Genomic DNA, 26,110 nt, shown 5'->3' on the forward strand with positions numbered 1-26,110 from the left:
CTTTACCTGACCCGGCGCCCGCACGTGGACTTCGGCCACGTCGCCAGCGCGCAGTGTCGCTGATCACGTACCGCTGAACCCCCTCTCTCCCTCCTCAGAGGAAACATCGTGATCAAGACCAGACATGCCCTCCTGGCCGCCTTGATGCCCGCCGTCCTGGCGGCCTGCGGCACGGCCCAGGCGAACCCCCAACAAGAGGTGAAGGTGCTGCGCTACCAGGGCAACGCCGGCAACGTCACCTTCCCCGAGCTGGCCGAGGAGCTCGGCTATCTCGGGGACGTCAAGCTGAAGTGGGTCGGCAACACCACCTCCGGCCCCCAGGACATCCAGTCGGCCGCGACCGGCCAGACCGAGTTCGGCGGCGCCTTCAACGGCGCCATCGTCAAGCTCAAGGCCGCCAAGGCGCCGATCAAGGCCGTGATCGGCTACTACGGCTCCGACCAGGACACCTACCAGGGCTACTACGTCAAAGAGGACAGCCCGATCAGGTCCGCCCGCGACCTGATCGGCAAGAAGATCGGCGTCAACACCCTCGGCGCCCACCACGAGGCCGTCATCAAGGAGTACCTCAAGCGCGAAGGGCTGACGCCCGAGGAGGTCAAGCAGGTCCAGCTCGTGGTGATCCCGCCGGTCAACACCGAGCAGGCCCTGCGCCAGGGGCAGCTCGACGTCGGCACCCTCGGCGGCGTGCTCAGGGACAAGGCGCTGGAACGCGGCGGCCTGCGCCCCCTGTTCAAGGACGTGGACCTGTTCGGCTCGTTCACCGCCGGGTCCGTCGTGCTCCGCGAGGACTTCATCGCCGCCAACCCCCACACCGTCAAGACGTTCGTGACCGGATTCGCGAAGGCCATCGAGTGGGCGCGCACCCACTCCCGCGAGGAGGTCGTCGCCAAGTTCCAGCAGATCATCGCCAAGCGCGGCCGCAACGAGAGCGCCGACACCGTGCGGTTCTGGAAGAGCACCGGCATCGCCGCCAAGGGCGGTGTCATCGCCGACCAGGAGTTCAAGACCTGGGCCGACTGGCTGGAGCGCGAGGGCGAGATCAAGCCCGGCCAGGTCAAGGTCTCCGACCTCTACACCAATCAGTTCAACCCCTATGCGGGCGGGAGCGGGTCATGACCAAGATCAGCATCCGGAACGTGGCCAAGACGTTCCAGCTCAGGGACGCCGACCAGCCGTTCACCGCGCTGTCCGGCATCGACCTCGACGTGCGCGAGGGCGAGTTCCTCACGCTCGTCGGGCCCAGCGGCTGCGGCAAGTCCACCCTGCTCGACCTCATCGCCGGGCTGACCGCGCCGACGTCCGGGGAGATCCTCATCGACGGCGCGCGGGTGACCGGGCCCGGCCTCGACCGGGGCGTCGTCTTCCAGCAGTACGCGCTGTTCCCGTGGCGCACGGCGCAGTCCAACGTCGAGTTCGGGCTGGAGGCCAAGGGCGTGCCCAGGAAGGAGCGGGCGCGGCGGGCCCGCGAGCACCTCGCGCTCGTGGGGCTGGCCGGGTTCGAGGAGCGCTATCCGCACGAGCTGTCGGGCGGCATGCGCCAGCGGGTGGCCATCGCGCGCAGCCTCGCGTTCGACCCGGACGTGCTGCTGATGGACGAGCCGTTCGCCGCCCTGGACGCGCAGACCCGCGAGTCCCTGCAGGAGGAGCTCGTGCACGTGTGGGAGCAGACCGGCAAGACCGTCGTGTTCATCACGCACGGCATCGACGAGGCCGTCTACCTGGGGCAACGGGTCGCCGTGATGACCTCGCGGCCGGGGCGGATCAAGGAGGTCATCGACGTGCGCTTCTCCTCGCGCGAGGGAGATCTGCGGGCGGACCCGGCGTTCGGGGAATACCGCCACCGGGTGTGGGGGCTGCTGCGTGAAGAGGTTGCGGCGGCGCAGGTGCAGGAGCGGAAGGTGGCGGCGACCCGTGGCTGACCAGAAACTGCTCTCCGGCGACGTCCACCGATACGACCTCCCGGACGACGAGGCCCCAGAGGCCGCCCCTGCCCCGACTCCGGCCTCTGCTCCGACCCCGGCCCCGACCGCGACCTCTGCTCCGACGCTGACCCCGGCCCCGGCCTTGACCTCTACTTCGGCGGGGGTGCCGCGCCGGCGGGTTGTCGGCGGGCGGCTGCTCAGGCGGGCGGTCACCAACTCCACCGCCATCCTGCTCCTCCTCGCCGCCTGGGAGGTGCTGCCCAGGCTCGGCGTCGTTGACTCCGTCTTCGTCCCGCCGCTCTCGGAGAACCTCGTCGCCTGGTACGACCTCCTCGTCGGCGGCCAGCTCCCCGAGCACCTGGAGGCGTCCCTCGCCCGCTCGCTGTCCGGCTTCGGCCTGGCCATCGTGCTGGCGATCCCGCTCGGCCTGCTGATCGGCTGGTACAAACCGGTCGCGGACTTTCTCACGCCGCTGCTGGAGCTGTTCCGCAACACCTCGGCGGTGGCGCTGCTGCCGGTGTTCACGCTGATCCTGGGCATCGGGGAGACGACGAAGGTCACGTTCGTGCTGTACGCGTGCGCGTGGCCGATCCTGCTCAACACGATCAGCGGCGTGAAGACCGTCGAGCCGCTGCTCATCAAGTCGGCCAGGTCGATGGGGCTCGGCCCGGTCCGCCTGTTCCAGAAGGTGATCCTGCCCGCCGCCGTGCCGACCATCTTCACGGGCGTGCGGCTGGCGGGCGCGTACTCGATCCTCGTCCTGCTCTTCGCCGAGATGGTGGGCGCCAAGGCCGGGCTCGGGTATCTCATCCTCGACACCCAGTCCAGCTTCCGCATCCCCGACATGTACGCGGGAATCATCACGATCTCCGTACTCGGCCTGCTGTTCAACCTGCTCCTGGTCGGCGTCGAGCGCCGCTTCTCCACCTGGAGGACCACTTGACGAGAAAGCTCCACCTGAACGCCTTCCTCATGGGCGTCGGCCACCACGAGGCGGCCTGGAGACATCCCCGGACCGAGCCCGCCCGCCTCACCGACGTCCGCCACTACCAGGAGCTCGCCAGGATCGCCGAACGCGGCAAGCTCGACTCCGTCTTCCTCGCCGACGGCGTGGCCCTGCACGGCAACGTCCGGCACAACGCCCTCGGCGGTCTCGAACCCCTGACCCTGCTGTCGGCCCTGGCCGCCGTCACCGATCACATCGGCCTCATCGCCACCGTGTCGACGACGTACAACGAGCCCTTCCACGTGGCCCGCAAGTTCGCCTCGCTCGACCACATCAGCGGCGGCCGGGCCGGCTGGAACATCGTCACCTCCGCCGGCGAGGCCGAGGCCCGCAACTTCGGCATCGTCCGCCCCTCGCACGCCGACCGCTACGCCAGGGCCGGCGAGTTCCTGGAGGTCACGCAGAAGTTGTGGGACAGCTGGGAGGACGACGCGATCCTGGGCGACCGCGTCGCCGGCGACTACGCCGACACCGGCAAGATCCACCCGATCGAGCACGCGGGGGAGCACTTCTCGGTCAGCGGCCCCCTGAACACCTCCCGCCCGCCCCAGGGTCACCCGCTCCTGGTCCAGGCCGGGTCCTCGGAGGACGGCAAGGAGTTCGCCGCCCGCTACGCGGAGGCCGTCTTCACCGCCCAGCAGACCCTGCGGGAAGGGCAGGAGTTCTACGCCGACCTGAAGGGGCGGCTGGCCGCCTACGGGCGGCGGCACGAGGACGTGCTCATCCTGCCGGGCATCTCGCCGATCATCGGCTCGACCGAGCGCGAGGCGCTGCGGCTGGAGAAGGAGCTGGAGGACCTGATCATTCCCGCGTACGGGCTGGCGCAGCTCTCCCACATGACCGGCATCGAACTGACCGAGGACGCCCTGGACAGGCCCCTGCCCGACATACCCGTGGAGACGGAGGGGGCCCAGAGCCGCCGCAAGCTCGTCGTGGACCTGGCCAGGCGCGAGAACCTCACGGTCAGGCAGCTCCTCAACCGCCTGGCGGGCGGCCGGGGCCACCGCGTGGTCGCCGGAACGCCGGAGCAGATCGCCGACCAGATCCAGGAATGGTTCCTGGCCGGCGCGGCCGACGGGTTCAACGTCATGCCGCCGATCCTGCCCGGCGGCCTGAGCGACTTCGTCGACCAGGTGGTGCCGGAGCTGCAGATCAGGGGCCTGTTCCGGTACGAGTACGAGGGGCGCACGCTCCGCGAGAACTACGGCCTGCCCAGACCCCCGTCCCGCTACGCCGCCGGCGAGCGGCGCGAAGTGGCGGTGGCGCGATGAGCATCGTGACGCTCGTGGGCAACCCCCGGCCCGGCTCCCGCACGCTCTCGGTCGCCGCCTCCGCCGCCCAGGCCGTCGGCGACCGCCTCGGCGCCGCGCCGGAGGCGTACGAGGTCGTGGACCTGTCGGGCCTGGCGCCCCACCTCCTCTCGCCCCTCGCACACCCCGACGTGGCCGCGGCGCTGGGACTGGTGACCTCGGCGAGCATCCTCGTCGTGGCGAGCCCCACCTACAAGGGCACCTACACGGGGCTGCTGAAGTCGTTCCTCGACCGCCTGCCACCGGACGCGCTGGCGGGCACGGCGGCGCTGCCGCTCCTGGTCATGGGGGATCCCAAGCATTCGCTGGCGGTGGAGGTGCACCTGCGCCCGCTGCTGGTGGAACTGGGCGCCTTCGTACCGACCCCGGGGCTGGCGGTGCTGGAGTCGCAGATTCCTGAGCTGGGAGAGGTGGTGGCGGGGTGGGCCGATCGTGTGGGTCCGCAGGTGACCGCTGTACTCAAGGAAGGGGCGCTTTCGTGACGGAAACGGTGGCCGCTCGGGAGGCCCGCCGCGCCAGAGAGGCCCGCCAGGCCCGGGACGCACGCCGCGCCGCAGACCCCCGCCCGGCAAGGGACCCCCGCCCGGTTTCGGACCCTCGCCCGAGCCAGGATCCGCGTCTGGGCCAGGACCCGCGCCCGGTTTCGGATGCGGGTCCGGCCCAGGACCTGCGCCCGATTACGGACCCACGCCCGGGCGCTGACCCTCGCCTTGCTCCTGACTCGCGCGCTGTGCCCGATTCGCGCGCTGTGCCCGGCTCCCGCAATGGGCACGAGATCCGCCTGGCGTCCGAGGCGCCGACGGTGCCTGCGACGCGCCCGGCTCCGGAAGCGAGGTCGATATCGGAGGCGAGCCCAACTCTGGAAGCGAGGTCGTTTTCGGAGGCGCGGCCGCCGTCGGAGTCGCGGCCGGTTTCCGGCGCGGGGGCGAGCGAGGAGGGGCCGGACAGGGGTGCGGTCGACCCCGACGGGTTCCGCCGGGCGCTCGCCGTACACGCCGCCGGAGTCGTCATCATCACCGCCCAGACCGACGGCATCCCCGTCGGGCTCACGGCGACCTCCTTCTCCTCCGTCAGCCTCGACCCACCCCTGGTCTCGTTCTACGTCGACCAGTCCTCCACCACCTGGCCCTGGCTGCGCGACGCGGACCACTTCGCGGTCAACGTCCTGGCCAGCGACCAGGCCGACCTGGCCGCCAGGTTCGCGCGCAAGGACATCGACCGGTTCGCCGAGCCCACCCGCTGGCGTCCGGGCTCCCTGGGCGCGCCCCTGCTCCAGGACGTCTCCGCCCACCTCATCTGCCTCCCGCACGACACGGTGGACGTGGGCGACCACATCCTGGTGGTCGGCCTGGTAGCCGAGGCCAGGGTGCACAGCCCAGGCCGTCCTCTCATCTACCACCAGGGCCGCTTCGGCCGCTTCATCGCCCACCCGTAGAGAAACCACCCAGCACGAACGGCCGCCCGGCACACCGCCGGGTGGCCGTTCCGGTTCCATGGGCCGGACATGCGGATGGCCCTGGCCACGTCGTCGGGGCCAGGGCCATCCGCAAGGAGCAGAGGTCAGGCGGCGATCGGGGAGTAGGCGGCCGCGTCGCCCCTCAGCACGACGCTGGGACGGCCGTCCACGCCCACCGGCACGTCACCCGCGATCGTGACCCGGTGCAGCCGCCTCGGACGGCTGCCGAAGTCGTGCACCACCCGGTGCTGCGTCGCCCGGTTGTCCCAGATGGCGACGTCACCGGGTGCCCAGCGCCAGCGCACCGTGTTCTCGACCTCGGTGACGTGCTCCTGGATGAGGCGGATGAGCGAGGCGGACGTGTGCCCCGACAGCCCCACCAGCCGCTTGGCGAAGTCCCCGAGCAGGATCGAGCGCTCGCCGGTCTCCGGGTGCACCCGCACCACGGGGTGCTCGGTCTCGAACACCGTGGAGGCGAACACCTCGGCGCGTTCCCGCGCCCGCTCGGGATCGTCGGAGGCGGCGACGCGTACGTAGTCGTGCTGGTTGGTGTGTACGGCCCGCAGCCGGTCGAGCAGGTCCCGCAGTTCGGCGGGCAGGTGCTCGTACGCGGCCACGGTGTTGGTCCACAGCGTGTCGCCGCCGGCGGCCGGGACGCTGACGGCCCGCAGCACCGACGCCAGCGGCGGCCGGTCCACGAACGTCACGTCCGTGTGCCAGCGATCCACCTTCTGGCCGTCGCTGTAGTCGAGGTCGAGGACGTGGTCGTTCCCGTCGAGCGAGGGAACGGTCGGGTGCGCGGCGGTCGGTTCGCCGAGCAGCCGGGCGAAGGCCACCTGGCCCCGCTCGTCGAGATGGTCTTGTCCGCGGAAGAAGACCACCTTGTGGCCGAGCAGCGCCAGGCGGATCTCCGCGACGACGCCGGCAGGCAGATCGCCGCCGAGCCGTACGCCGGAGATCTCGGCGCCTATCCGGCCGGCGACAGGGACGATGGACAGGGATGACATGGGATTTTTCCTTCCGTTGGAGGGTTTGCCTGCGGTCGGAAGGACGGACAGAGCGCGCTGGCCACGCGGCAGAAGTCCACGTGACCCCGGATCGTCAGAGCCGTGGTCGTCACGCCATCAAACGTAGATCGCTCCATCTGCAAAGTCAACTGACTTGGTAGGTAATTAGGGTTTCTCTGCTTCGCGGTGTTTGGGGCGTGCGGCAGAAACGCGACGCGGAGAAGATGGCGCGCGCCATGTCATGCACATAGAGTGATGATCCATAACTCTCTGTTAGCACTCATGGAGGCACTGGTGAAATCCATCGCCCGGATGGGACTACTTCTCGCCATAGGTGCGACGCTGACCGTCGCGCTCGCCGGCCCAGCCACCGCCGCAGCCCAATCAGGAGAACTGCTCGGCTCGCTGGTCAGCCAAGTGGTCAACCTTCTCAAAGCAATTCTGAGCGCGGGAGCACTCAACAGGGTCCTGCCAAGCGGCGTTCTCGGCGGCTGAGGGTCCGATCCCGAGATTCGGATCTGCCCAGCACATGCGTCAGGTCCGGGCTCTGGAATTCCAGCGCCCCTGCCCGTACCTGCGCATTGACCCAGCTCATCGGCCCCGGCCCGGCATCGGCCGCCTCCCGGTAGTCACAACGGTCCGGTGAAGTCGTACGCCCGCCCCAGATGGCTGTCACCGGTCAGCCCCCGGCCGGCGGCGTCGGCCAGGTCGGACCGGAAAGCGGTGTTCAGGGCGCGTCGCCGGTGCTGCTGGTGAGCTCGCCGCCAGCTGCTGCTTGATCCTGCGCGCCGGATCGAGCGGACAATCGGTCGATGACCAGACGGCCGAGCGCCCCGGACGCCCCGATGACCACGATCATAAAGGTCCCTCCGACGAAGATCGGCTGAGGTCAACCGCCCGCGACCCGACGCCCGCCACCCATTTCCCACCCACCCCGGCCATCGGCCCGCGGGCGGGCCTCTGGGATACTCCCGCGCATGAGAACTGACGGGGGGCGGCCGGGGTTGGCGACGCACGGGATCGGGTCGGACCACCCGATCACGTGGACGCTGCGCCGCGCGGAGCCGGGAGACGTCGAGCCGATCGCGGAGCTGCGCGCGGCGGTCATGCGCGCGGACCTGCAGCGGCTGGGCCGCTATGACGAGCAACGGGTCCGGCAACGCTTCCGGGACTCCTTCTCCCCGGACTACACGTCGATCATCGAGGCGGGCGGCGATTTCGCGGGCTGCGTGACATTCCGCCCGGGGGAGGACGCGTGGTGGTTCGAGCACTTCTACCTCGCCCAGGAACTCCAGGGCCGGGGCCTCGGCTCGGCCGTGCTCCGCGAACTGCTGGAGCGGGTCGACGCCGAAGGCATGATCGTCCGGCTGAACGTCCTGCAGGGGAGTGCTGCGCAGCGACTGTACGAACGCCACGGGTTCACGGTGGAGACCGAGGACCCGGTCGACGTCTTCATGGTGCGGCAACCGGTGACGAGCACGTCAGGAAGCTGAAGGCCATCCGAGGCTGACGTCTGTCAGTACTGGCCCGGGCGACCACGAGGTGCGGCCCGGGGCTTGGACGGCGTCGCTCCCATTGCCTGACCTGCTATCTCTGAGACCAGACGAGACACATGCGCCGGCCTCGCCCGTCAGGACCAACGCCCACCCGGGCCGACGTCGTGGGGCGAGGGACATCGAGCCAGTCAGCCCAGGCTGCGGTGCGGGGCTTCAGCCATGCCATGGGATGCCCTGTTGTGCCCGGAGAAACGGCCGAGCGCGGGTAGCGTCAGCGGCAGGTCTTTTCATAGGCCAGTTCTGGGATGTGTTGTCGCCACTCGGCAGGGGACAGGCCACCGTCCCGGTGACAGATCACGGCGGTGGCGGTGCCGGGATCGACGGTGATCTCACGTAAGGACCCGTCCGCGGATGAGACGAGCAGGGCGGTCCGGTTGAACGCCACGGCCGGTACCGACGGGGTGTTGTAGCTGATCGGTGCGGCCATTCGCTGATATCCCCGCCAATCCCACAGCTGGATGCCAAGATCGCCTTCGTCGGCGACGGTCGCGAGTAGTTCGCCGGGCGGGTAAGGGACAAGAGCGTTGATCGATGCGGTGTGTACGGTCTGCGGCGGGGCCAGGCGCCTGCGCAATTCCCTGTCCCAGAACGTCAAATGCCCATCCCTGTCGCCGATCGCGGCCCTGTTCTCGATGAAGAGAATCTCTCCCTCGGCGCGGGCGTCCGATGGGTGCTGAAGTACCTCTCCAGTGGCCGTATCGACCAGGATGCGCCCCTTGCTCGATCTGTCCACGAACAACCGGCGCCCATCCGGCTCGAAGATCAGCGCCCCTGATCCCGCACCGGGGACGGTGCGGATCCACTTCCTGGCTCCCACGTCCCACAGTTCCAGGTCGTCGAGATCCAGGCCGTCGAGCGCCTCTTCGTTGTCCGGGTGCGCGCTGAGGGGGACGATCGCGACGGTTCTGCCGTCGGGGGAGAAGGCCACGCGCAAGACTCCGGCGGCTGTCCGGCTCCGGACGCGCAATGCGCCGACGTTGCGGCCGTTCGTGGTGTCCCACAAGGTCACCACGGGAGACCAGGGGTGGGTGAGCGCAAGCGTGCGCCCGTCGGGGCTGAACACCGGGGAGTACGCCGTCTCCGTTGAGTCGTTTCCGGGGAGATCGTCGACGGGTAGCGGGTCGCTCACGGGTTTCCGCGCGGCGACATCCCAAAGGCGCACTTCCGGCCTGCCTTTTCGGCGACCCGCCGTCACCAGGAAGCGGCCGTCCGGGCTGAACACCCGCTTGCCGCTTCCCGGAGCGAGCACCTCCGGACGGGTGTAGGGGGAGATGTCCAGGACGTTCACCGTGCCGAACTGGCCGATCACCCCGAGGACCCGGGCATCCGGCGAGAAGCGGGCATCGGCTCCCACGACGTCGGAGAGAACCGAGGAGCTCATCAGCAGTGTGCCGTCGTCCACCCGCCACAGAAGCACCCACCCCCCACCCCGCGTCCCGGCCAGGAAGCGGCCGTCGGGGCTGAACTCCACACGTTCCGCAGGCGGAAGCAGCGGGCTCAGGGCCTCCTTGCCCGAGGAGATCTCCCACAGCCGGACACCGTCGCTGGTGGAGACGGCCAGGTGCTTCCCGTCTGGACTGAACACGCCTTCCGTGGCGGTTTGCGGTAGCCGGGTGGCCCGGAGCGGCTTGCGCTTCTCGATGTCCCAGAGCTCCACTCCCCGCCCCGAGCTCGCCCTGCTGCCGGAGGGCGACGGGGTGCCCGTCGGCTCCTTGGCTTTCGCCGGGATGACCAGGGCCAGCCGGCCGTCCGGGCTGATGGCACTGACCGGCTCGTCCAGCACGCGTGTCTGGTCCGCGATGCTCAAGGCTTCGTTCATCCCGTCGCGGACCCCGATGAGAAAGCGCCCGTCCGGGCTGAACTTCGTAGGGGCGAGGTGGGGGAACGCCACGCCGAGGTCCGTCAGGCCGCCGGCGCCGACGGTCCACAGCTGTGCGCTGGTGCCGTCGTCCACCGCCAGCGTACGGCCGTCAGGACTCCACACCACTTCCGAGACAGGTTGGCCCGTCCATCTTGCGCTCGCGACCTCTTTCTTCGTGGCCAGGTCGACCACGCGCAGGGTGCCCCGCTCGACCGCCGTACCGGGGGTGTAGACGGCCAGCCTGGTGCCGTCCACGCTGAGCCCATGCACCAGGTCCGTCGCGTTGTACGGGGCGGTGAAGACGTCCACCAAGGGCGTCGCCATCGAGTCGATCAGCTCGCTCTTGACCTCGGTGACCTGGGCGATCCGCCAGGCCGCTGCGCTCAATCGGCGGGCCAGCTTCGGGTCGCTCGTCCGCAGGACAGCCGCGCGCCTGGCGACCAGCCGGGCTGTCGCCTCCGCCAGCCGGTCGTCGGCCAGGTCGGCCTGCCGGATGGCGACTCCCGCCGCGACCATGGAGGCGACCAGCAAGACCACCAGAACGGCCGAGACGGCGACCCGCCTCTGGGAGGTGCGCCGGGCCAGTGCCGCGCTCGCGTCAACGAAGCTCCGTTCCAGGGGCGTGAGGTCGTCGCGGTTCGGCGGCTCGATGAACAGCTTGTCGACGACGGCCAGCCGGGTGCCCCGGTAGAGGAGGCCGGCATCCCGGCCATGCGCCTCCCATGCCGTGGCCGCGTCGGTCAACTGCCGATGCGTGCGCAGGCGATCGCGTCCTTCGTCCGCCCATCCACGCAGTCGCGGCCACGACTCGATCAAGGCCTCGTGCGCGAGCTCCACGGTGTCCTGGTGCAGCGTGATCAGCCTGGCCCCGGCCAACTGCTCGATGACCAGCCCGGTGTCCGACTCCTCGTACGGATCCAGCTCCGCCCGCGCGGCGGGGCGGCGGGTGTCCTGGGCCTGCTCGCCCGGCTGGATCAGCCTGAGCAGGACCCGCCGGGCGATGCTCGCCTGCGCCGGCGAGAGGCCGGAATAGAGCTCCTCCGCCGTATGGCTGATCGCCCCGTGGACTCTGCCCACGCTCTCGTAGGCGTCCAAGGTCAGCATCTTCCCCGTACGGCGGCGCCAGACCTCCCGCAGCGCGTGCGACATCAGCGGAAGAGCCCCGGGCTCGTCGGCGACGTCGGCGACGATCTCGGCAGTCAACGCTCGCTCCACGGTCAGGCCCTCGGCCATGGCCGGCCGGACGATCGCTTCCCTGAGCTCTTCCTGGTTCATCGGCCCCACCAGCAGGTTGGCCTCGCGCAGGGCTGCGGTGAGCTCGCGGTGCTCGGCGCATCTCCCGTAGAAGTCGGCGCGCACCGCTATGACCACTTTCATCTGGCTCTGCGGTTGCCGCGCGTTGAGCAGCAGGTCGATGAACTGCCGCCGCTCGCGCTGGTCCTGGCAGAGCGTGAACACCTCCTCGAACTGGTCGACCACGATCAGCATGTCGGAGTCGCCCTCGCCGGGGCGGAGCCGGTCGGCGTGCAGCATCGGGTGCTCGCCTGGCGTGAGTATCCGGCTCTGCCCGAGGGATTCGCCCGTGGGCGCCGTCTCCCCACGTGCGGCGGGCACGAGCCCGGCGCGCAACAGGGACGACTTGCCGCTGCCCGAAGGGCCGAACACCGCGGCGAAACGATGCCGTCGAAGCAGCTCGCGCAATTCCTCGACGAGGCGATCCCGTCCGAAGAACCGTCCGGAATCGTGCGTGTCATAGGGGGCCAGGCCCAGGTACGGCCCGGCGGCACCGTCATCGTCCACCGTCTCGCGGGCCAATTCATGAGCGACCTGCTGCCAGCGGCGCTCCCATTCGGAGACGTCTCCGCCGCATGTTTCCACGAAAGAGAGGACGACGGGCAGTGAAGCCAGACGCTCACCTGCCGCTGCCTGCGACAGCGTGGTGACCGAATAACCAGCACGCTTGGCCATGGCCCGATAGGTGAGGCCCGCTTCCTGGCGCAGCTTCCGTAACTCGGAGGCAAAGCGTTGCACCGGTCCCGCTGCCGGGTCCACCGGACTTTCACGACGGCCCACCACCGTTACGGGACTCCATTCACTGGACGGCGAAGACGGTTCAGACGTGCTCGCTGATTACATCAACTGTTTGCCCTGGCTCGCGATCGCGCGCGTTGCGGGCCTGAATGCCTGGACGCGTGAGCGACACACTCATGGCCGTTGGCAAGAGCCCGCCGGAAGGTCGGTCGATATCAGGAGCAGCCGCCACTGGCCGGGGAGGCGCGGAGCGGGATTCATGCGCCGAGAACAGCATTGTTTGCCTGCTCGATGAGGGGTGCCGAACAATCCCGTCGCCACGATCCTGGTGCCACAGGCCTCGGCGGGCAAGCGCCACGGGGGCCGCTTGCCACTGGGAACCGCCGGGACGGCTTTACGGCGTGGGACCTGTCCGGCCTGCTCAGAGATAGGGATCGGCGACTGCTGGTGATCGCAGCCAGTCTCGTGATCCCGTCCCTGTTGATCGACCACCTGCGAAAGGACATTCATGCGTACGAGCTTCAAGACCGCCGGATTCGGAGGACAGATGAACGACAGAGCAACGCGTCACGGGTGGCGCGGGGCGACAAGGCACAACGCCATGAGGCGCAGCATCTCCTTTCTGGGACTCGTAATGGCCGCGACCGTGGCCTTGGCCACGCTGACCACCACGCCCGCCGTGGCCGCCCCGCCGACCGCCTGCACGAAATATGGCTGCAGCATCGTCTGGGGCTCCGGCTCTGGCCGATGGATAGCTGACGGCGACAAGATGGTGATCTGCGATGGGTACGCCGATGGATATTCGGTCATCGTCAGGGCCGACATCGATCTCAAGCCCCAGCCGGACAAGTGGCACACGAGCGGTGCCGACAAGTGCACCGAGCGTTCTTACGGCAATGTCGCCGAGGGTCTGGACATCGCCTTCTACACCTGCCTGGGAAAGCAGAGCACCAACTACATCCTCCCGGGTTCGTGCAGCCCTGTCGTTGCGCACGGTTCCACCTGACCGGTTGTTCGTCTTGCCCACGCCGGGCGGACCGCACCCGAATTGCAGGCCGCGAGAGCCTCCCGCGGTAGCGCTGGCGGGCGGGCGGGAAGGCCCCTGAGTGTCAAGGCCGGCCGCACTTGGCGCTGTACTCCCTGGTTCTGATCCCTGCCCCGGCGACCCGGCGAGATGCTCAAGGCCTGCAGGAGGGTAGGGCGCCGGCTCAGTGTGCGCAGGCCCAAATCGTTCAAGCCGCGCCCACCGCGCCCACCGCGCCCACCGCGCCCACCGCGCCCACCGCGCCCACCGCGCCCACCGCGCCCACCGCGCCCACCGCGCCCACCGCGCCCACCGCGCCCACCGCGCCCGACCGGCCGTCACGCGCCTTCAGGCCTGTGACGGCCTTCCAGGAAAGAACGGCACCGCAACGGTCGCCGCCCGATGTCGATGGAGAGATGAGCTGTGGCGGAAGTCCCGGACGAGGGCGACGGGAGCAGGCGGGCTCGGTTGCTCATGGAATCGGTGCATCTCGGGGAGTTGGAGAGCGCGACCGAAGCCCTGAGCGCCGAGCGGGAGGCCATCGCCATTTACCGACGGCTGGCCGCGGCCTCCCCCGAGCTCTACCTGTCTGAGCTCGCCACCTGCCTGACCTGTCTCGGCGTGACCCTCTCCGAACTCGACCGGCATGGCGAGGCGTTGAACGCCGAGCAGGAAGCGGTAGCCGTCTACCGGCGCCTGGCCGCGGCCGCCCCCGGCCGTCACCTGGCCGACCTCGCCGATGCCCTCATCAACCTTGGGACGACTCTGGCGAAGCTGGACAGGCCGGCCGACGCCCTGAGCGCCGAGCAGGAGGCGGTAGCCGTCTACCGGCGCCTGGCCGCGGCCTCTCCCGGCCGTTACCTGGCCGACCTCGCAGAGGTGCTCGCCGACCTCGGCGTGACCCTGACCGAACGCGGCCTGCCGGCCGAAGCGCTGCCCCTGGCGGAAGAGGCGGTCACCATTTACCGGAAGCTGGCTGCGGCCTCCTCTGAGCGGCACCGCGCCGGCCTTGCCCGTTCCGTGGCCGGCCTCGACGCCGTCATCTCGGCGCTCGGCCGCGACGAGGAAGCACGCCGATCACGGCCGGCGCCTCGGCCGACTGCCGACGATGGCCCCTGAGCAGGTCCGGCACGCCCTGCTCGCCGACCGGAGAACCCCGACTTCTTCATCCCGCCCACCCAGGGTCAGCCACTAGTACGTCCCCGATCCGGAGTTCGACCTGAGTCCCCGACAACCCAAGAGAGGACGGAACATATCCGTACAGCGATCACACTTCTGGCCGGCACCACACTGGCCGGTGGCCTGCTGATAGTGCCCGTCCAGGCGGCCACCGGATCCAGCGGATCCGTCGTCGAGCTTAAGAGCGCGCAAGGGCAAGTCCGCCATCCATCGGCCGTGCAAGAAGGAAGCGAGCGAGCAGGCTGGCAGATCACCAAGGTCGGCTGGACGGTGTCGGGAAGCGGGGGCACCTCCGCCTGGTTGATGGACACGCCGATACTGGATCTTGCTTGATCCGGAGGAAGCGGCGCTGGAGCATTTGCAGCGTGAGCAGGCACCGGGTTCCCGCTTGGAATGTGGCATGACCGGATGGCCGCGGCGCACGCACTCCGCGGCCTGAGAGGGCGTCGTGGCCGGCGCGCAGGGGCGCAGGTGATCTTCGACACCGCGCTCACCCACGTCACCAGCGTCTTCCCGTCACTCGCGGTTGGCGTCGGTGTCTAGGAGGGAAGGAACCTCCACTGTCCCTCGGAGACGACCTCGACGGTGCCGTCGGTCACCCTGATGGCCGTCTGGTCGTCGATGGCGTACGCCGGACCCGCGATGTCGGCGGCCCATCTCTCGGCCGCGGCCATGGTGTTTCCCGGCATGAGCTCGTGCCCCAGGTGCGGGAAGATCGAGAAGTCGACGACCCCCTAGGGTGCGGTCGCTTCCGGTGGGCGGCGTCCATTCGACGAAGTAGTCACCGATCCGGGGGGTCATCACCATGCTTCCGGCGCTCACCCCCACCCAGACCTTCTCGGCCAGCGACGGCAGGAGATCCGCCAGCCCGGACTGCCGCATCCAGTGACACAGGTACGTCGCATCGCCGCCGTCCACCAGCAGGACGTCAACCTCCTGGACCCAGGGGACCCAGCGGTCCTTGCCGATACTGGGCAGTGCGGTGAGCTCGAGGACGCCCACCGACTTCCAGCCCAGGTCGCACATGGGTGCCGGGGTCTGCCCGGCGATGAAGCGCCAGGCCGAGGCCGGCGTGCACATGGGGTGGCCATACTCCGCCGTAGGGATGCAGAGGGCAGTGGAGTCGGCGATCGGCTTGCCCAGCAGGTCGACGAGCGTCTCGCGGATGCTCGTGTTCGTGACGCCTCCGGACGTGAGCAGAAGCTTCAAGATGTCTCCCGATTCGAATGCGATGGAGCGGTGTGACGTGTAGACCGGGGACCACCGCGAGACTCATCGCTGCCGGGGGGCGAAACTTACCCGCGACAGGGCGCTCGCTCGCCTGGGCCAAATGATCGACGCCTTCGCGCGACGGCCACAACGGTGAATCCCGCGGAACGCGTGATCGCTCTCGCGATCGGACCGGGGACACACACGGGATGATCTTGCACGAACCATGTGCCGCCAAGGCTATCTGCCCAGCTAAACAAGCAGAGTGCCCCTCGCTCTCCTGCAGCGTGTGCCCTTGCGGTTTAGTAGCGGGCGGCTGCCGCGGTGAGCTCGTCCCTGCGGCGGCGGGGGCTGGCCATGCGGCGGTGCACCTGCGGGTGTCGTCCCAGCGCCGGCCTAAACGTGACCCGAGCGTTGCCGGAACCCAAGATCTCCGGCAGTGCAGTCACCTACCCCGACGCCGTCGCCCCTGGGGCCGACCTGGCGGTGCAGGCCCAGGCTGACGGCTTTATCGCCCAGGTGGTCTTCCGGCAGTGGCCGACCGGCCCGGTGACGGTGCGGCTCCCGCTGACGCTGCCCGAGGGCACCACGTTCGGCAAGACGCCGGAAGGACTGCCGCAGCTCAAGGACGCCAAGGGCGAGGCGAAGGCTGCACCGATCGTGCTGACCGCGCTGGACGCCAAGGTGGAGGCCTCCCCCGACGAGGGCAAGAGCTCCCCTGTAACCGCGCGCGTGGAGACCTCCGACAAGACGTCGGAGCTGGTTTTCACCCCGGACGAGAAGTTCCTGGCTGACCCGGCGGTCACCTATCCGGTGACCATCGCTGCCGCCTCTGAATGGTTCGGCGGCGGCGTCCCGACCGACGCCTGGGTCAATAAGAACAACCCCAGCAGCAACAACGCTGCCGCCGGATGGCTGCGCGCCGGCACCACCTCCACCAGCGCCGACATCGCCCGCGTATACCTCAAGTTCAACACCGACGCCCCGGAGCTCGACGGCGCCACCGTCGTCGACGCCGACCTGTGGATGTGGAACTACAAGTCCGGCGGCCCCAACGGGCAACTGTGCGGCGATCCCCTCGGAAACGGCATCGCGGCCGAACGCGTCACCTCTTCATGGAGTACCAGCAGCCTGAGCTGGTCCAACCAGCCCTCGACCTTAGGCACCCTGGAAGGAGGGAACACGGCCGGCTACAACTACGAAGCTGACCCTGCCAGCTGGTGCGCCAAGGAAGCGACACTGCTGCACCAGGTCAATGCCATGACCCGCGCCTGGATCGAACAGGACAAACCCAACTACGGGCTGGTGCTGCGCGCCCTCCCCGAGACCGCATCGATCAACTGGCGCCAGTACTACGCCAGCGAATACAGCGGCGACCCCTACCCCGGGTACCGGCACCCGCCCACCCTCATAGTCGAATATATCCCTGCTCCGTCTGAGATCAGGGGCATCTTTATGCCCTACCAGGACACCGATCCAACGGGTGCGGAGATCGACGCCAACACATCCAGCGATCCCAACGTTCGACCAGCTCCAGAGGTGACAGACGACCAGGCGACCGCGATGCGCGCGGACTCGCCGGGCTACTACATGGAGGACACCACCTACGGGTTCGGCATCCCTGAGGAGGTGACTGAACAGGAATGGATAGATGGGCTGGAGGCCACCTATCCCATCGGCGACGGGACCGATCCGGATCCCGGATCGGACACCACTCCGCCCGCGGTGACTTCCACCGTCCCCGCCGATGCCGCGACTGGTGTTCCAATAAACATCCCCATCAGGGCAACTTTTAGCGAACCGGTCACCGAGGTGCAGGCTGCGGTCAAAACCTCTGGGGGAACCAGCGTCGCCGGGACGGTGGCGATGGACACCGCGGGCACCGCGATGACCTTCAGGCCCCAGCAGCAATTGAGCGCCGACACGGCTTATACGGTGGAGGTGAGCGGGGCAAAGGACGCTGCGGGTAACAGGATGGCTGCCCATTCCTGGTCGTTCACCACCGAGTATGGACCGCAGGCGCTCTGGAAATTCGACGAGGGGACGGGCCGCGCTGCCGCAGACTCCTCAGGCAACGGGAACGACGCCGTCCTGAGTGAGTCCACCTTCTGGGTACCCGGAAAGCACGGCACCGCTCTGTCAAGCATGACCACTCCGGCGATCAAGACTCCCGCCACCTCGGCGAACGAGACGTCGGAACGTCTGCGCTTCCTTGCCGCCAAGGAGGCTGCAAGGCAAAGCAAGCCGGTTGAGGTCGCTCACGAGACTTCGGAAACCAGCATCACTCATGCAATGCCTGACGGCTCCTATCGGACCGACATAACAGCGGGCCCAGTCCGTACGTTGAAGGACGGTGTATGGGTCCCCATTGATACCTCTCTCATAGAGGAAGGCGGTGCGCTGAAGCCCAAGGCGATCGCCACAGGTGTCGCTCTGGAAATCTCCACCGGCGGAACCAAGCCCTACGCGAGAATCACCCACCGCCAAGGTGAGACATCCGCGCTGTCCTGGCAGACAGCCTTGCCCAAGCCCATGGTGAAAGGCAATGCAGCGACGTTTGTGAACGCAGCCGGTCCTGGAGCTGATCTGGTTATCACTGTCTTGCCGACTGGATTGCAGCAGATGGTCGTGCTGCGCGAGCGGCCCGAAAAGCCGCTGGAACTGCGCATAAGCGTTGCGGGCAACGCCGCTCTGTCTGAGAGCAAGGACGGCCGACTGCTGCTAGTCGGCAAGAACAAGAAGCTCGTGGCGTCGGCGCCACAGCCATTCATGTGGGATGCCAGCGCCAACGAACGCTCGCAGAGTGCGAAGCGAGTCAAGATTGCCACAGACGTGGTCACCAAGAACGACCACACCGAGCTGGTGCTCAAGCCCCACCACCGGTTCCTGACCGACCCGGACACCACCTACCCGGTCCGGTTGCAGCCGCTGGCTGCATCAACAAGCAGCGAAGATGTCTCGCTCGCCAGCACGGACACGGCGGACTCGCCGGCGTACCCCGATAGCACGATCCTGCTTGCCGGTGTGCAAACAGGGCAGAAGCTGCGCTCCTACCTGCGCTTCCCCACCGGGAGTCTGCAAGGTCAGACAGTGACCGACGCAAAGCTGTCGCTGTACAACATCACCAGCTCAGCCTGTGGCGCGTCGGTCAGTGACGGCCTCCAGGTGCGCCGGGTAACCGGCACCTGGGACGTGAACAACCTCTACTGGGCGAACAAGCCGACTACGACCACTGAGGACGCACAGATCAACAAGGCCGGCTACGACCTGGCATGCGCCGACGGGGCCAAGCACCTGGACTGGAACGTCACCGGCATCGCCCAGGACTGGGCCGCCGGGGCCGCCGACCACGGGCTGGTGGTGCAGTCGCCGACCGAGAGCACCGCAATCAACTGGCGCTACCTCACGGCCTCGGAAGACGCCGAGTTCAACCAGCCGCCCACGCTGACCGTCACCACCAGGGGGCCTGTATCGGCACCTAGCGTCTCCGGTCTTGCCATAACACCGGCGCAGGACGTGGCCGGAGTAACTGTGGCCACCTCGCTCACCCCGCAACTGGCCGCCACCGTCGCCGACACCATCGGCGGCGACCTCACCGGGGAGTTCGAGATCGAGCACGACCCGGCCGCCACCGGCCAGGGCACCGGCCGAATCTGGGCCGGCGCCTCACTTGCGGTCGCCCCTGGCAGTCAAGCCGCGGCAAGTGTCCCGGCCGGAAAGCTGAGCGACGGCTGGAAGATCCGCTGGCGTGGACGCGCGGTCAACGCCACAGCGGCCTCTACATCGCCGTGGTCGGACTGGCAGTCGGTGACCGTGGACGCGACCGGCACGGCCAAGACCTCCCTGGCTCAAAGCGCGGGCCCCGTCCTGCGCACCGACCAGAGTTTCACAGTCGGGGCATGGCTGCGCTGGACCAGCACGGACGCCGCCTACAGTGTCCTGGAGCAGAAGGGCTCGAACACTACTCCTTTCCGCCTCGGCAACGACCCGCAACACGGTCTGGTGTTCACTCTGGGGCGCACCGACGAGAACGGCACAACTGCGGAAGGAGCTCTATCGGGAGTCAAGCCTCCGGTCAACGAGTGGTTCCACCTCGCTGGTGTCTACGACAGCGCAGCCAGCAAGGTGACGCTCTATCTCAATGGCGCTGAGATAAAGAACGCGCCGATCAGTTTCCCTGCCTGGAACGCTACGGGTCCCATACTCCTCGGCGCCGACATGGTGGGCGATCTTGACGAGGTATTCGCCTATCAAAAGGCCCTTTCCGCTGACCAGATCGGTATGCTCCACACCGCTGCCGCTTCTGTCAAGTCGACGACGACGGCGAAGGCCACTACGAAGCCGCTGAACACCACCGCTGCCGCCAAAAAGTTCCCGTACGGGCACATCTCCACCGACGAGTGCAGGCGGGTCCGTCCTGTCGCTCCGAGCGCCGTCGCCACCACCGGCTCCTTCTCCTTGTGCTACTCCTACCTGGTTGGAGAAAGGGATATCAAGGGGCCGCCCGGGGCTCAGTGGGAAGCGGGACGATGGACAGCACACATGGTCATCGTCGTGCATTCATACGTCGGCCACATGATCGGCAGGGCAAACGAGTATCAGGCGCGACCCAGCGATGTGCTCATCGGACGCACGTTCGCCAGCCGCAAGATCAGGATGCAGATCCAGATGGGGCCAGTCTCCGCCACGGGATCATTCCTCGACGACTGGGACGATCGCTGGATGCGGGTCTACTCAGGAGCGGCAGGTTGCACAGCCGACGCCAACGATGGCGCCCACAAGACGGTGGAAGACTGGGCGGAAGGCGGCATCCACGAGGTCATCCTTGACCGAACCTCGGATGACAACTCGCCCGACGCAGACAAAAAGAGCTCGTGTACGATCAACCCAAACGTCAGGTACACGACGCACGCTTTTTGGGTGAGAAAGGATCTCGAAAACCCTCATACCTTCAGGTGTGACAGCTCCCGAGCTATCCTCTTCTATTCGAGTGGCTGTGTTTTGTCGACTCTTCGCCCAGTCCTTATCTTCGATGAGAACAACGCGAACGAGATTCAAGCGGCGCGACACGTCTGGACTGCCCTCTATGATCCGGCTGTCACGTATCCAAAGGTAGGCAGCGGACCCTCAAAGAAAATACCAGGAGGTTTTATTCCGCATGCGCCTTCGTGTGCCAACCTCTGCCTTAGGAGGTCGACGAGCAAGGGCGTCGAAAAGGCGAATCGCGATGTAGCGATCCCCCAATGCAAGAAGATCCGAAACTATGTGCGGCCAGACAGCTGTGACGAATATCCGTTCGCGACAACCCTCCAAGGAGCTGGCCAAACAAATACCGGCTACAACTACTCCGTTGCCATCATCCATGAGACCCAGAACTGCTCCCAGGGCGGCACGATGGTCCAGTGGTATCAGCGCAACCGGATTCTTGACCTCGACTCCTACTGGGTTGATGTCATCCGGCAGGGTTACAGTCGGCCACATAGTGGCGCTCCGGGTACTGTAGCTCACGATCCCACCCCCACCTCCATCAGCCTCGCCACATGTACCATCGATGGCGTATCGTAGCTGGCAGTAACCGCTAATAGTTTGCCGTCTTGGGGGCGGGCTCACCTCCGCCCCCAAGACGTCTCCGTTACTCAAGTGCCAATAAGGGAGTGCGGCGACTTGGTCGCTTTCTCGTCATACAAAGACGCCCTCGACTCGATATTCGATGTGCCAGCATGCCTGACCTGGGTGCGCGGCAAGAAAGTCGAGGAGGTCGCGCGCCTGTTCGGAGGGCGACCGGAGCAGATCAGTGAGGGACATTTCGTGGACCTGTATGACGCCTACGAAATGGAGGAAGACGAAGGTATCGTACTCATCACACAGGCCGGTGACTGGATTCTGGCCGTCGAACTCACGAGATACCGGGGAGCGAAGCCGGATGTCTTGCGCGGTCTGTCGGCGGATGGCGAGGCTTTAGCCCTGGCTTGGAGCATCGAGTGGGATGCGACGTTCACCTACGCCAGCGCCGGGCGCATAGACGTGGCGTTTGACCCGGTCAGGCAGGCAACCAGTGCTTACGAAGCCGAGTACCTGGAATGGTCTCGCGCCTACGGTATTTCCCCTCAGGAGTGGCAAGACGATTGGCGAGCCGCCGCTTTCACTATCGCAGAGAGCAGGTGCGGCATCCGGATCGATCGTGACTGGAAGGACCAGGCTCACCTCGTCTTGAGGGTTGAGGAAGCAGGCGACGAAGAACCTGATCAGCGTCCACCCCTGAAGCTGCCCCTTCACATGCGGGAGTTGATCTCACGCCACCCACGAGTGGCCACCATCGTAGCCTCACCGCCCATCGAGGAATTCACCGAGGGAACGTTGATTGTGGCGGAGTTGGCCGTTGGGGCTGCGGGGTTGCGTGAATCCCTCAACGGGGACCTTGTGGAGGAGGCGCTCGCCGCCATCGCGACGGGCCGCAGAGGCGAGCAGATGAACGCCTTGCGGGATTCGCTCGACGACCTGGCGGAGAGCTTGGCAGCGCAGGCCGGCCAGGTCATGCAGGGACGGGAGAACATCCACCGCCCCGACCCCAACACGGACTGGGGAGAGCTGCTGATGAAGCACCACGCGGTGAAGGCATTGAGCGGGGCTCTCTCTGGGGATCCGTACGAGGGACTCACGTTGGCGCTCCAGCACGCGAGCACAGTGACCGCCCCCACGCGCAAACAGAACGATGACTATCGCCTGTTGCGGCTCCTAGAAGCTCTTGGCTTCTACATTTTCAAAGGCTACAACTCGTTCTGACACGGCAGCTGTAGATCGTTGACTTGGCGGGAGGGTAACGTGATAGAGGCTGCTGGCACCTCATTCCACCACTTACGGCGGGCCGCTGCCCGATAGTGATGACATCGCCGCCATCAGGAGTAGCGAAGGTCGTGATCGGGGGTCGATGTCTTGCCGAGGGCGCGGAGGGACACGGCAGCGCAGGGAGTTTTCACCAGTTCGCGGCAGTTTGTCTGATGTAGGGTTCCGATCGAGAGGTCCACATGGCATTCAGAGACTTCGAGAGTGGTGAGGGTTGGCTCCCGCCAACCGCACGCCTCGTCCGGGATTCGGGGATGGTGCTGTTCATCGAGTCACATCGCTTCGAAACCAAGAGCGAAGTGAGGGCCTATGCCTCGGGATGGTTTGAGCGAGCTTTCTTGCCTTCCCGGTGTGTCCTCCACGTCGGCCAACGAACTGATCTGGACCCCGCCCAGGATGCAGACCTTCTTGCACAGCTAGAGGAATACCCCGAAGACACATGGATCGCCTATGGTGTCGCCTACAGGTTCGGCTTCCCCCCTCGCCCTGAGTGTGATGACTACAACGACGGCGAGGCATACCGGCGCCGTCTCCAGGCTGCATCACATCTTGACTGACACGGCAGGTGTAGATCAAAGATCTTGAGGCCGACCTGTGCCAGGATGCCGGTCGGCATGCAAACGGCCACCGGCATCATGATCGTTCGTGACAACAAATCCAGATGCGGTGGCCGCAGGGCTCACCGTAGCTCATGAACGCTGGCCGGACTGCTTCGACGATCTCATGAGCCGGCTAGCGGACTGTTTCGCTCGCCGGGAAACTCTACTGACCTGCCGGAACATGGTCCAAGCGATGCTCATGACCGACGAGAGCGCTAACTGCTGGAGCCTGGGCGAGGCGATCGGCCACCGCGGCCCGTACGTGTTGCAGCACTTCCTGTCGCGGGCCCGCTGGAGTGATGAAGGTGTCCGTGACCGCCTGGCCTCCTGGGTGGTCGACCGGCTCGGTGAGGAGTCGGTGGTGCTGGTGGTGGACGAGACCGGTGATACCAAGTCCTCCACCGACGCCGTGGGGGCGGCGCGGCAGTACTCCGGTGCGCTCGGCGCTGGTCGGATTGTGCCAGGTGGCGGTGCATCTGTCGTACGCCACCGCAGCCGGGCACGCGCTGATCGATCGGCGGCTGTTCTTGCCCAGCGCCTGGGCCGCCGATGAGGAACGCCGACAGGTGGCAGGCGTGCCCGAGGAGGTGATGTTCGCGACGAAACCGCAGCTTGCCGTGGACATGCTCGCCCGCCTGCACGCAAGCGGCGTCATCGATGCCTGGGTCGCCGCCGACGAGGTCTATGGCGGCCGAAAGACTCGCACGGCGATACGCATGTTGGACTACCGCTATGTGATCGCGGTCAAGGGTGATCATCGGATCACGACCCCGGCCAGCACCACCTGCACCGTCACCGAACTGGCCGAACAGGTACCCGCCCGGTCCTGGCAGCGGGTGCGGACCGGCAACGGCACCAAGGGCGATCGCCACTACGACTGGGCGATGATCAGCGTGCTGGCCGACGACACCCCCGACGGTCACTAGGAGGGGCACAGCACGCTCCTGGTCCGCCGGCACCGCTACATCGGCACTCTGTCGTTCTATCGATGCTGGTCAGCCACGTCTCGGCCGTTAGGCGAACTGGTGAGCACGATGTGCCGCAGGTGGCGGATCGAGGAGGATTTCCAAACCGCGAAAGGCCTGGCCGGACTGGATCAGGGCCAGGTCACCGGCTGGAGATCCTGGCACCGATGGAGCCTGATCAGCATGATCGCCTACGCCCTGCTGGCCATCATCACCAGCCAGGAGCGCCGCGCGACCTCCGATACCACGCGTCTCGGCCTCGTCCCCATGAGCTGCCGTGAACTGGTCAAACTCCTGCGCTGCTTCACCTTGCCCCGCCCGCGGCAGGAACACGACCCTGAACACACCATGCGCTGGTCTGTCTGGCGACGGCGCCATCAATACCACGCAGCAGCGTGTCACCGCAGATGGAACGAGGTGACAGCGGCATCAACCACCTGAAACGGCACAACAGATCAACGATCTACAACTGCCGTGTCTGAGGACCTCCCCATTGTAGGAAACTTTGCACTGCGGCGTCGTTTCCGACGCTCAATCTTGGCAGCCCTGCGGTCTGGGGTCGGCGGCCACCGAGTGACGTGGTGGCCGCCCTCGACAGGTGCGGGACATATGCGGGATGATCTTGCAGACCATGCGGGCAGTGGAGAATGTTCACGCAGCTCACATCATATAGGCCAACCGTATGGCCGCCGCTCTCCTAACGCGGTGTGCTTTTGCAACGAATGCGTGATCGGATAACAGGCGATCAATGTCCCCCGGTTGACAAATGTGCGATGCTCGATCGGCCGACCAGGTCCGGAAGGCAGCCGGTCCGGGGTGGGCGTCAGACGGCCCACCGCTTCGCAGGTCAACGGGTGGGCCACGATAGCGCCGTCAGGCGCGCCGCTGGAAGGACAGTCCGAGCGGAGCGAGGTCCTTTCAGGTCGGGGTGGGTGTCAGCGGGCCCACCATCCAGTCGGGCAACGGGCGGGTGCCTCTCGGCTCACCTGCCGGTCAACCCATCCCAACGCCTGGCGTATTAGCCTGATTATCGCGTCCCGCATTTTTCCGGATGGGAGGGCGAATGAAGACCGATCCCGTTGTTCTGCTTACGGCGGTGTTCAGTCTCGTCCTCGGGCTCGGCGCGTTCGCCTGGCAGTGGCGTTCGCCGGACGGCGGAAACGAGCGGGTGCACATGATCTCCTGGACCCTGCTCGCCCTCTTTCCCGTCACGCTCCTGTTCTCATTCTTCCCGCAAAGCCAATTCTCCGCCGAGATCAAGGGTGCCACCATGACGGGCGCCGTCGGGCTGTGGGCGTTCATCTGGTGGTACGGGCTGCGTTCCCTGCGCACCGCGGGCCGGGCGGACTCATACCGGAAGGAGATCCGCGCGCTGCGCGAGCAGATCGACAAGCACGCCAAGATGCGGCAGCCGCGGCCCATCGAGGAGACGCGTACGTACGAGTACACGGTCCACGGCCGGCCCTCCCGGCGGCTCGTGCTCATCACCGGCGACCTGCGCAACGTCAAGGACGTCGACGTCTGGGTGAACTCCGAGAACACCGACATGCAGATGTCGAGGTTCCACGAGCGGTCGATCTCCGCCGTCATCCGGTACGAGGGCGCGCGGCGCGATCCCCTGACCGAGCGGGTGGTCGAGGACTGCGTGGCCGACGAGCTCGGCCGGCGGGTGGGCGCCAACGTGCCCGTGGAGCCGGGGACCGCCATCGTGACCGGGGCGCACCAGCTCGCCGGGCGCAACGGCGTCATGGGCATCGTGCACGCCGCCGCCGTCCACGGGGCCGCCGGCGTCGGGTACCGCCGGGTGGACAATCTCGGTACGTGCGTGCGCAACGTGTTCCTGCGGGCGGAGGAGATCGCCGACGGCGGGCGGCGGGCCGGCTCGATCGTGTTTCCCATCTTCGGGACCGGCGAGGCGGGGGCCGACGTCGAGTCCACGGTCCAGAGCATGCTGACGGCCATTGTCGCCCATCTGACCGACGGCCGCCCCCGGCACGTCGAAACCGTCTATTTGCTGGCCTACACCGACGCGGAATTGGCGGTCTGCGAAAAAGCACTTGACGCGTCCGCGCATATCTCTCCGGCCGGGAAGAAACGTACCCGCCAAAAATAGGTGTCGCCCGGCGGACCGGATTCCTT

At 67.2% G+C, this 26,110-nt stretch carries 21 protein-coding genes; 17 read left to right on the forward strand and 4 right to left on the reverse strand.

Features of this window, described 5'->3' with window-relative positions; translation table 11 throughout:
• The first annotated feature begins 108 nt into the window (after nucleotides 1-108).
• The 6 genes from ACFKCF_RS08670 to ACFKCF_RS08695 all read left to right on the forward strand — a co-directional run bounded on the left by ACFKCF_RS08670 (nucleotide 109) and on the right by ACFKCF_RS08695 (nucleotide 5,676).
• Nucleotides 109-1,119 carry an ABC transporter substrate-binding protein gene (locus tag ACFKCF_RS08670; RefSeq protein WP_394492429.1) on the forward strand — a complete coding sequence of 337 codons (1,011 nt, stop codon included), beginning with the start codon at nucleotides 109-111 and terminating at the stop codon, nucleotides 1,117-1,119.
• Complete coding sequence (locus tag ACFKCF_RS08675) at nucleotides 1,116-1,922, forward strand: ABC transporter ATP-binding protein (protein WP_394492430.1); 807 nt, start codon at nucleotides 1,116-1,118, stop codon at nucleotides 1,920-1,922. The genes ACFKCF_RS08670 and ACFKCF_RS08675 overlap by 4 nt, the downstream gene beginning before the upstream one ends.
• Entirely contained in the window at nucleotides 1,915-2,868 is a 954-nt protein-coding gene (locus ACFKCF_RS08680; RefSeq protein ID WP_394492431.1) for an ABC transporter permease, read from the forward strand. The genes ACFKCF_RS08675 and ACFKCF_RS08680 overlap by 8 nt, the downstream gene beginning before the upstream one ends.
• Nucleotides 2,865-4,202, forward strand: coding sequence for an LLM class flavin-dependent oxidoreductase (locus tag ACFKCF_RS08685; RefSeq protein ID WP_394492432.1), 1,338 nt, complete (start codon nucleotides 2,865-2,867; stop codon nucleotides 4,200-4,202). Before ACFKCF_RS08680 ends, ACFKCF_RS08685 begins: the two co-directional genes overlap by 4 nt.
• Entirely contained in the window at nucleotides 4,199-4,723 is a 525-nt protein-coding gene (locus tag ACFKCF_RS08690; RefSeq protein ID WP_394492433.1) for an NADPH-dependent FMN reductase, read from the forward strand. Before ACFKCF_RS08685 ends, ACFKCF_RS08690 begins: the two co-directional genes overlap by 4 nt.
• A 320-nt stretch (nucleotides 4,724-5,043) precedes the next feature.
• Complete coding sequence (locus ACFKCF_RS08695) at nucleotides 5,044-5,676, forward strand: flavin reductase family protein (RefSeq protein WP_394492434.1); 633 nt, start codon at nucleotides 5,044-5,046, stop codon at nucleotides 5,674-5,676.
• A gap of 125 nt (nucleotides 5,677-5,801) precedes the next feature.
• On the opposite strand, the gene ACFKCF_RS08700 is transcribed toward ACFKCF_RS08695, so the two are convergent.
• Nucleotides 5,802-6,704 carry a TauD/TfdA dioxygenase family protein gene (locus ACFKCF_RS08700; protein WP_394492435.1) on the reverse strand — a complete coding sequence of 301 codons (903 nt, stop codon included), beginning with the start codon at nucleotides 6,702-6,704 and terminating at the stop codon, nucleotides 5,802-5,804.
• Between the two features lie 282 nt (nucleotides 6,705-6,986).
• Between ACFKCF_RS08700 and ACFKCF_RS08705 the strand changes: the two genes are divergently transcribed.
• Nucleotides 6,987-7,199 carry a hypothetical protein gene (locus ACFKCF_RS08705; RefSeq protein WP_394492436.1) on the forward strand — a complete coding sequence of 71 codons (213 nt, stop codon included), beginning with the start codon at nucleotides 6,987-6,989 and terminating at the stop codon, nucleotides 7,197-7,199.
• Between the two features lie 232 nt (nucleotides 7,200-7,431).
• Here ACFKCF_RS08705 and ACFKCF_RS08710 read toward each other — a convergent pair whose 3' ends face one another.
• Nucleotides 7,432-7,563, reverse strand: coding sequence for a hypothetical protein (locus ACFKCF_RS08710; protein ID WP_394492437.1), 132 nt, complete (start codon nucleotides 7,561-7,563; stop codon nucleotides 7,432-7,434).
• Nucleotides 7,564-7,681: 118 nt separating this feature from the next.
• On the opposite strand from ACFKCF_RS08710, the gene ACFKCF_RS08715 reads away from it, so the two are divergent.
• Nucleotides 7,682-8,197, forward strand: coding sequence for a GNAT family N-acetyltransferase (locus tag ACFKCF_RS08715; RefSeq protein WP_394492438.1), 516 nt, complete (start codon nucleotides 7,682-7,684; stop codon nucleotides 8,195-8,197).
• A gap of 274 nt (nucleotides 8,198-8,471) precedes the next feature.
• Here the strand turns inward: ACFKCF_RS08715 and ACFKCF_RS08720 are convergent, their stop codons facing one another.
• Nucleotides 8,472-12,197: a helix-turn-helix domain-containing protein gene (locus tag ACFKCF_RS08720; protein WP_394492439.1), complete on the reverse strand. Its 3,726-nt coding sequence runs from the start codon at nucleotides 12,195-12,197 to the stop codon at nucleotides 8,472-8,474.
• A gap of 556 nt (nucleotides 12,198-12,753) precedes the next feature.
• Between ACFKCF_RS08720 and ACFKCF_RS08725 the strand changes: the two genes are divergently transcribed.
• Together ACFKCF_RS08725 and ACFKCF_RS08730 are read left to right on the forward strand one after the other, a co-directional pair.
• Nucleotides 12,754-13,158 carry a hypothetical protein gene (locus ACFKCF_RS08725; protein ID WP_394492440.1) on the forward strand — a complete coding sequence of 135 codons (405 nt, stop codon included), beginning with the start codon at nucleotides 12,754-12,756 and terminating at the stop codon, nucleotides 13,156-13,158.
• A gap of 501 nt (nucleotides 13,159-13,659) precedes the next feature.
• Nucleotides 13,660-14,295: a tetratricopeptide repeat protein gene (locus ACFKCF_RS08730; protein ID WP_394492441.1), complete on the forward strand. Its 636-nt coding sequence runs from the start codon at nucleotides 13,660-13,662 to the stop codon at nucleotides 14,293-14,295.
• Nucleotides 14,296-14,871: 576 nt separating this feature from the next.
• On the opposite strand, the gene ACFKCF_RS08735 is transcribed toward ACFKCF_RS08730, so the two are convergent.
• The gene (locus tag ACFKCF_RS08735) at nucleotides 14,872-15,564 is read right to left on the reverse strand and encodes a Type 1 glutamine amidotransferase-like domain-containing protein (protein ID WP_394492442.1); all 693 of its coding nucleotides are present in this window, start codon (nucleotides 15,562-15,564) and stop codon (nucleotides 14,872-14,874) included.
• Between the two features lie 414 nt (nucleotides 15,565-15,978).
• Here ACFKCF_RS08735 and ACFKCF_RS08740 point away from each other — a divergent pair, with 414 nt between their 5' ends.
• The 7 genes from ACFKCF_RS08740 (at nucleotide 15,979) to ACFKCF_RS08770 (ending at nucleotide 26,084) form a co-directional block, all read left to right on the forward strand.
• On the forward strand, nucleotides 15,979-21,129 hold the full coding sequence (locus ACFKCF_RS08740) for a DNRLRE domain-containing protein (RefSeq protein ID WP_394492443.1): 5,151 nt from the start codon (nucleotides 15,979-15,981) through the stop codon (nucleotides 21,127-21,129).
• A 99-nt stretch (nucleotides 21,130-21,228) separates the two neighbouring features.
• Entirely contained in the window at nucleotides 21,229-22,347 is a 1,119-nt protein-coding gene (locus tag ACFKCF_RS08745) for a DUF6461 domain-containing protein (protein WP_394492444.1), read from the forward strand.
• Nucleotides 22,348-22,589: 242 nt separating this feature from the next.
• A complete protein-coding gene (locus ACFKCF_RS08750; protein WP_394492445.1) occupies nucleotides 22,590-22,964 on the forward strand; it encodes a hypothetical protein in 375 nt (124 codons plus the stop codon).
• Between the two features lie 166 nt (nucleotides 22,965-23,130).
• Nucleotides 23,131-23,559 carry a transposase gene (locus ACFKCF_RS08755; RefSeq protein ID WP_394492617.1) on the forward strand — a complete coding sequence of 143 codons (429 nt, stop codon included), beginning with the start codon at nucleotides 23,131-23,133 and terminating at the stop codon, nucleotides 23,557-23,559.
• Nucleotides 23,471-23,932: a transposase gene (locus tag ACFKCF_RS08760; protein WP_394492446.1), complete on the forward strand. Its 462-nt coding sequence runs from the start codon at nucleotides 23,471-23,473 to the stop codon at nucleotides 23,930-23,932. Before ACFKCF_RS08755 ends, ACFKCF_RS08760 begins: the two co-directional genes overlap by 89 nt.
• A gap of 99 nt (nucleotides 23,933-24,031) precedes the next feature.
• Nucleotides 24,032-24,412 (forward strand): hypothetical protein, encoded by a 381-nt coding sequence (locus tag ACFKCF_RS08765; protein ID WP_394492447.1) that lies wholly within the window; start codon nucleotides 24,032-24,034, stop codon nucleotides 24,410-24,412.
• Between the two features lie 655 nt (nucleotides 24,413-25,067).
• Nucleotides 25,068-26,084, forward strand: a complete 1,017-nt coding sequence (locus ACFKCF_RS08770) for a macro domain-containing protein (RefSeq protein WP_394492448.1) — start codon at nucleotides 25,068-25,070, stop codon at nucleotides 26,082-26,084.
• Nucleotides 26,085-26,110: the final 26 nt, after the last annotated feature.

The organism is Nonomuraea sp. JJY05 (assembly GCF_043496855.1).
In the GTDB taxonomy this organism is placed as follows: Bacteria; Actinomycetota; Actinomycetes; order Streptosporangiales; family Streptosporangiaceae; genus Nonomuraea.